The 5,168-nt window shown below is 71.4% G+C and carries 3 protein-coding genes and 2 pseudogenes; all 5 read right to left on the minus strand.

The window, feature by feature from the left end; genetic code table 11:
- Positions 1 to 91, minus strand: a pseudogene (locus AB0N76_RS39010) (roadblock/LC7 domain-containing protein); the annotation flags it as partial.
- A gap of 10 nt (positions 92 to 101) precedes the next feature.
- Entirely contained in the window at positions 102 to 3,494 is a 3,393-nt protein-coding gene (locus AB0N76_RS39015; RefSeq protein WP_363565606.1) for a nitrate- and nitrite sensing domain-containing protein, read from the minus strand.
- 402 nt (positions 3,495 to 3,896) lie between these two features.
- Complete coding sequence (locus tag AB0N76_RS39020; RefSeq protein ID WP_363565607.1) at positions 3,897 to 4,475, minus strand: ATP/GTP-binding protein; 579 nt, start codon at positions 4,473 to 4,475, stop codon at positions 3,897 to 3,899.
- Positions 4,456 to 4,878 carry a DUF742 domain-containing protein gene (locus tag AB0N76_RS39025; RefSeq protein ID WP_363565608.1) on the minus strand — a complete coding sequence of 141 codons (423 nt, stop codon included), beginning with the start codon at positions 4,876 to 4,878 and terminating at the stop codon, positions 4,456 to 4,458. The genes AB0N76_RS39020 and AB0N76_RS39025 overlap by 20 nt, the downstream gene beginning before the upstream one ends.
- A gap of 164 nt (positions 4,879 to 5,042) precedes the next feature.
- Positions 5,043 to 5,168 (minus strand): annotated as a pseudogene (locus AB0N76_RS39030) (roadblock/LC7 domain-containing protein); the annotation flags it as partial.

Here is a 5,168-nt window from a genome sequence, read left to right on the forward strand (position 1 = left end):
CCGCGGAGACCACCACCGTGTGCGACACCCCGGGGGTGTTGTCCACGAAATTGGTGATCAGCCAGTTCAGGTTCTGTGCGGCCTGGCTCATCTGACTCAACTCAACGCTCCTGGTGGTTCGAGCCGCCGAAGAGATCGGTGCTGCGATTCTGCTGTCCGTTGCCGGACTGGTCTACCTGATCGGGGTCGATCCGGAAGCTTCCGGTGCCACCGGCACTGCGGCCCTGCTCGACGCCGCGGCGCAGGTTGGTGAGGCGACCGCGGACCTCCTCGGGGGTCCGGGAGACCTGCGGCCCGTCCTGCGGGGTGGGCTTGGCGTTGCCGGGCACCAGGTTCTGCTTGGGCACCCGTCGGGGCAGGCCGGACGGGGTGGTCCCGCCGGAGGAGGGCTCGCGGAGCTTCTCCGCGCGCTGCCAGTCGCCGTCGTTGGGCGACTGCCAGGCCGCGCCGGCGGCGGTCGGACCGGTGGGCCCGTAGCCGCCGAGGGCGGACACGTCGTGGCCGCGCGGTTCGGCGGCGGTCGAGGAGGTGTCCTTGGCGCCGGCGAACCAGTTCGGGGTCTCGCCGCCGTTGGCCTGGTCCGACGGGAAGCCGCCGCCGGCCAGCTGCTGGCCGGGGCGCCGCTGCGGCAGCCCGGACGGCAGGGTGGCGGGGCCGGGGTCGGCGGCCGGGAGGGCGGGCTGCTCGGGGGCGTACGGGTGGCCGGACGGGGCCTCGTCGGCCTGGCGGCCGTACTGGCCGTCCTCGGCGTAGCCGTCGTAGCCGCCGTCCTGCTGGTAGCCGTACTGGTCGTAGCCCTGCTGCGGGTACTGGCCGTAGCCGTCCTGCTGCTGGTAGCCGGCGTCGTAGCCGCCGTCCTGGCCGTACTCGTCCTGCTGCTGGTAGCCGTACTGGTCGTCGGCGTAGCCGGACTGCTCGTAGCCCTGCTGCGGGTACCGGTCGTCCTGGGCGTAGCCCTCGTCGTCGCGGCGGCCGTAGGACGGGTAGTCCTCCTCGACCTCGACGTCCAGCACCGGCGGCTGGTCGGCCTGCGGGCCGGACTCCAGCGCGGCGCGGCGGACCTCGTCCAGGCGCTGCGAGCGCTGGACGGCCTCCAGGGCCGGGCTGAAGCCGCTGGAGCCGGCGTGGCCGAGGCCGGTGAGGTGGTCGTCGAAGCCGAGCTCGGCGGCGCTGCGGGCCTGGCCGCGGTCGGGGGCCCAGCCATCGGCGGCCGGCTCCTGGTCGGCGAAGATCCGGGAGACGGTGAACTGCTCCTCGGGCTCCGGCGCCGCGGCCATCTGGGTGACGAACGGCGGCAGCATGACCAGCGAGGTGGTGCCGGCCGACTCGCCGGAGGGGCGGAGCTGGACGCGGATGTCGTGCCGCTGGGAGAGCCGGCCGACCACGAAGAGGCCCATGCGGCGGGAGATGGTGGCGTCGACCGTGGGCGGCTCGGCCAGCTTCTCGTTGATCTCGGCGAAGTCCTCGGCGGTGAGGCCGATGCCCTTGTCGTGGATCTCGACCAGCACCCGGCCGTCCGGCAGGCGGGTCGCGTTGACCAGCACCCGGGTCTGCGGGCTGGAGAACGAAGTGGCGTTCTCCAGCAGCTCGGCGAGCAGGTGGACGAGGTCGGTCACGGCGGCGCCGACGACCTCGGCCTCGGGGATGCCGGCGAGCTCGACGCGCTCGTACTGCTCCACCTCGGAGGCGGCGGCGCGGAGCACGTCGACCAGCGGGACCGGGGTGTTCCAGCGGCGGCCGGCCTCCTCGCCCGCGAGGACGAGCAGGTTCTCACCGTTGCGGCGCATACGGGTCGCGAGGTGGTCCAGCTTGAAGAGGTTCTCCAGCTGGTCCGGGTCGGCCTCGTTGTTCTCCAGGTCGGTGATCAGCGCCAGCTGGCGCTGGATCAGGCCCTGGCTGCGGCGCGACAGGTTGGTGAAGATCGCGTTGACGTTCCCTCGGAGCAGGGCCTGCTCGGCGGCGAGCGCGACCGCCTGCCGGTGGACCTGGTCGAAGGCGCGGGCGACCTCGCCGATCTCGTCCTTGCCGTACAGCGGGATCGGGGTGACGTTGGTGTCCACCCGGTCCGGGTCGGTCTTGGAGAGCTTCTCGACCAGGTCGGGCAGTCGGTGGTCGGCGATGTCGAGGGCGGCGTTGCGCAGGGTGCGCATGCCGAGAATCATCGAGCGGGCCACGTAGCCGGTCAGCACGGCGGCGATGATCAGCGCGGCGAGCACGATCAGCGAGTTGAGGATGGCGTCGAACCGCGCGTTGTCACGCAGGTCGGCGGAGTCCTGGAGCACCTCGTCCAGCAGCGCGACCTCGGTGGCGCGGAGGCTGGCGATGTGGGTGTTGGCGGCCTGGTTCCAGTTCTCCGGGGTCAGACCGGAGTCCTTGGCCTCCTTGTACGCCTTGTCGGCGAAGTCCTTGCCCTGCGACTGGCCCAGCGCGGCGGCCTGGCTGTAGGCGGCGCCGAGGTTGAGCAGGCTTCCCATGGTCGGGACGCTGCCGTTGGGCATCCGGTAGGCGGCGCGCTGGTCGGCGTTGGCCTGGGCGACCTGGGCGTCCGCGTAGATCCGGGCGTCCTCGGGGGCGCTGCCGGTGTTGAACTCGGAGAGCGCGGTCTGCTCCAGGCGCTGGGCGACCAGCAGCTGCTGGATCAGGTCGGTGTTCTCCCACCGGGTGGTCGCCTGGGCGGAGATGCCGACCAGCAGGTGCAGCATGAGCGCGCGCTGGGTCGAGGCGGAGGCCTTGGCCAGCGACATCGCGTAGATCGAGCGACCGGTGCTGGTGAGGTTGGTGGAGCCGAGGCCGACCGAGTTGTCGTAGGCCAGCAGCGGCGCGAACATCACCGAGTAGGCGGACGCGGTCGCGGAGGCGAACAGCTCGGGCTTGTAGGCGTTCTCGCGCAGGTGCGGGAGCGAGATGGCGACGCGCTGGAAGGCCTCGTGGCGGCGCGGGAGCTCGCCGGACTTGTCGCTGGCCTCGTAGGCGGCGTTGTACGCCTTGAGCGCGGCGTCGGTGGTCGAGCGCGCCTTGGTGACGTCGTTGTTCGGGTCCTGCTTGGTGAGCAGGGGTATGAGCGTCTTGTCGCGCTCGCTCTCCAGTGCCTCGGCGAGCTCGGTGGCGGCCTTGGCGAGGGCGGCGGTGCGCTGGGCGCGGTCGGCCTTGACGAAGCCGTCGATCGAGGTGTTGACGCGGAGGCCGCCGAAGACCAGGCCGATGACGACCGGGATCAGGAGGATCGCGATCAGTCGGGCCGGCACGCGCCAGTTGCGCGGGCGCAGGAAGTCGTACCGGGAGCCGCCCCTGCCGCCGCCCTTGCCGCCGGAGTCGCCCGCGGCCGGACCGCTCGCGCGGTCCTTGCCGGGTGCGGGTGACTGCAGGGCGGGCTGCGGCCGTTCCTCGGTCGGGGTGAACGCCGAGAACCCGCCCGGTTCCGGTGCGGTGACGTTCGGCTCGCTCTGGCGGGGCTCGGAGCGCCGCTGCGGGGCGACCTGCTGCTTACGCCTCACTCGACAACAACCTCTCGGCCGACAGACCGGCCATGGATCAATCCAGCGCTACCCCCGACGGGCCGCCCGCTCCGGGGAACGGCGGCCGTATGGGAATCAGGGGTAGCTGGAATTTCAGCACGTGCAGGGATGGGGGACAAACAGCTGCTGGTAGACGATGTGTCCGGCACAATTTAGGACATTCGCCGACATGCCGTCGCAAAACTGTGGTCTTCTGGCGCTGAGCGACGCTGATTCGCTACAAACAGTCATTGTTGATCACGAAATGCCTACCGAACTGTTATCCGCTGCTTATGCGGGGGTCTTGCGCGAGGGGCCCGGAGGACACCTCCCCGCAAGCGGACGCGCCCCGGTACCCCGCCGTGCCGACGGGGTACCGGGGCTGCCGACCTGGGGCTGCGCTCAGCGGAGCCGGGCGAGGAGGGCGTGCTCGACCAGGGTGATCAGGGCGCTCTTGGCGCTGTCGCGGCGTCGGGCGTCCAGCGTGACCACCGGAGTGTCGGGGCCGAGCTGGAGGGCCTCGCGGACCTCGTCGGGGGTGTGCGGCTGGTGGCCGTCGAAGCCGTTGAGGGCGACGACGAAGGGCAGGCCGCTGTTCTCGAAGTAGTCGAGGGCCGGGAAGCAGTCGGCGAGGCGGCGGGTGTCGACGAGGACGACGGCGCCGATGGCGCCGCGGACGAGGTCGTCCCACATGAACCAGAACCGGTCCTGGCCGGGGGTGCCGAACAGGTAGAGGATCAGGTCCTCGTCGAGGGTGATGCGGCCGAAGTCCATGGCGACGGTGGTGGTCGTCTTGCCGGAGACGTGGCTGAGGTCGTCGATCCCGGCGGAGGCCGAGGTCATGACGGCCTCGGTGCGCAGCGGGTTGATCTCGGAGACGGCGCCGACGAGCGTGGTCTTGCCGACACCGAAGCCGCCCGCGACGACGATCTTCGCGGACGTCGTGGCACGGGTGGCTCCGTTAGAGCTTGCGAAGTCCACTGAGGACCCTTTCGAGCAGCGTGACGTCGGGCGTTCCGCCCGACTCGCCCGCGGCGGCGGGCTGGTGGATGGCGACGAGACCGGCCTCGGCCAGGTCGGCCACGAGGATGCGGGCGACACCGAGCGGGACACCGGCCAGCGCGGAGATCTCCGCGATGGACTTGACCTCCCGGCAGAGGTTGACGATCCGGGAGTGCTCGGGCAGCAGGCCACCGGTCCGCTCGGCGGAGCCGGTGGTCGAGATCAGCGCCTCGATGGCGAGCTGGTACCGGGGCCGGGTGCGACCACCGGTCATCGCGTACGGGCGGACCAGCGGCTGCTGCTCGTAGCCGTCGGACTGCTGCCCGCCGTAGCCGCTGCCGTACCCGTTGCCGTAGCCGGCGGGTGTCGAAGGCGGGGTCATGGGTCCTCCTTGTGCTGCAGCCTGGGGCAGCCGGTTCCAGCTGGGGTGATGCCAGCTGAGGCGAAATCAGCTGCCTGAGGGTAGCTGAGGGTGGAACGCCGGGTCCGGTCGGGTCGGACCCGGCGGGGAGGTGGGACAGGTGGGGAAGAACCGCGCGGAGCCGCTCAGTGCAGGAGACTGCCCTGGAGTTCCGCACGGAGTGCGGGGGTGAGGACGGCGCCGGCGCGGTCGACGAGCAGGGCCATCTCGTATCCGACGAGGCCGATGTCGGAGTCGGGGGAGGCCAGGAC

This window comes from Kitasatospora sp. NPDC093806 (assembly GCF_040683335.1).
Taxonomy (GTDB): Bacteria; Actinomycetota; Actinomycetes; order Streptomycetales; family Streptomycetaceae; genus Kitasatospora.

Excerpts from the sequence above, each read along its gene's own strand:
- AB0N76_RS39025 (WP_363565608.1), bottom strand. The coding sequence starts at position 4,878 with ATGACCCCGCCTTCGACACCCGCCGGCTACGGCAACGGGTACGGCAGC.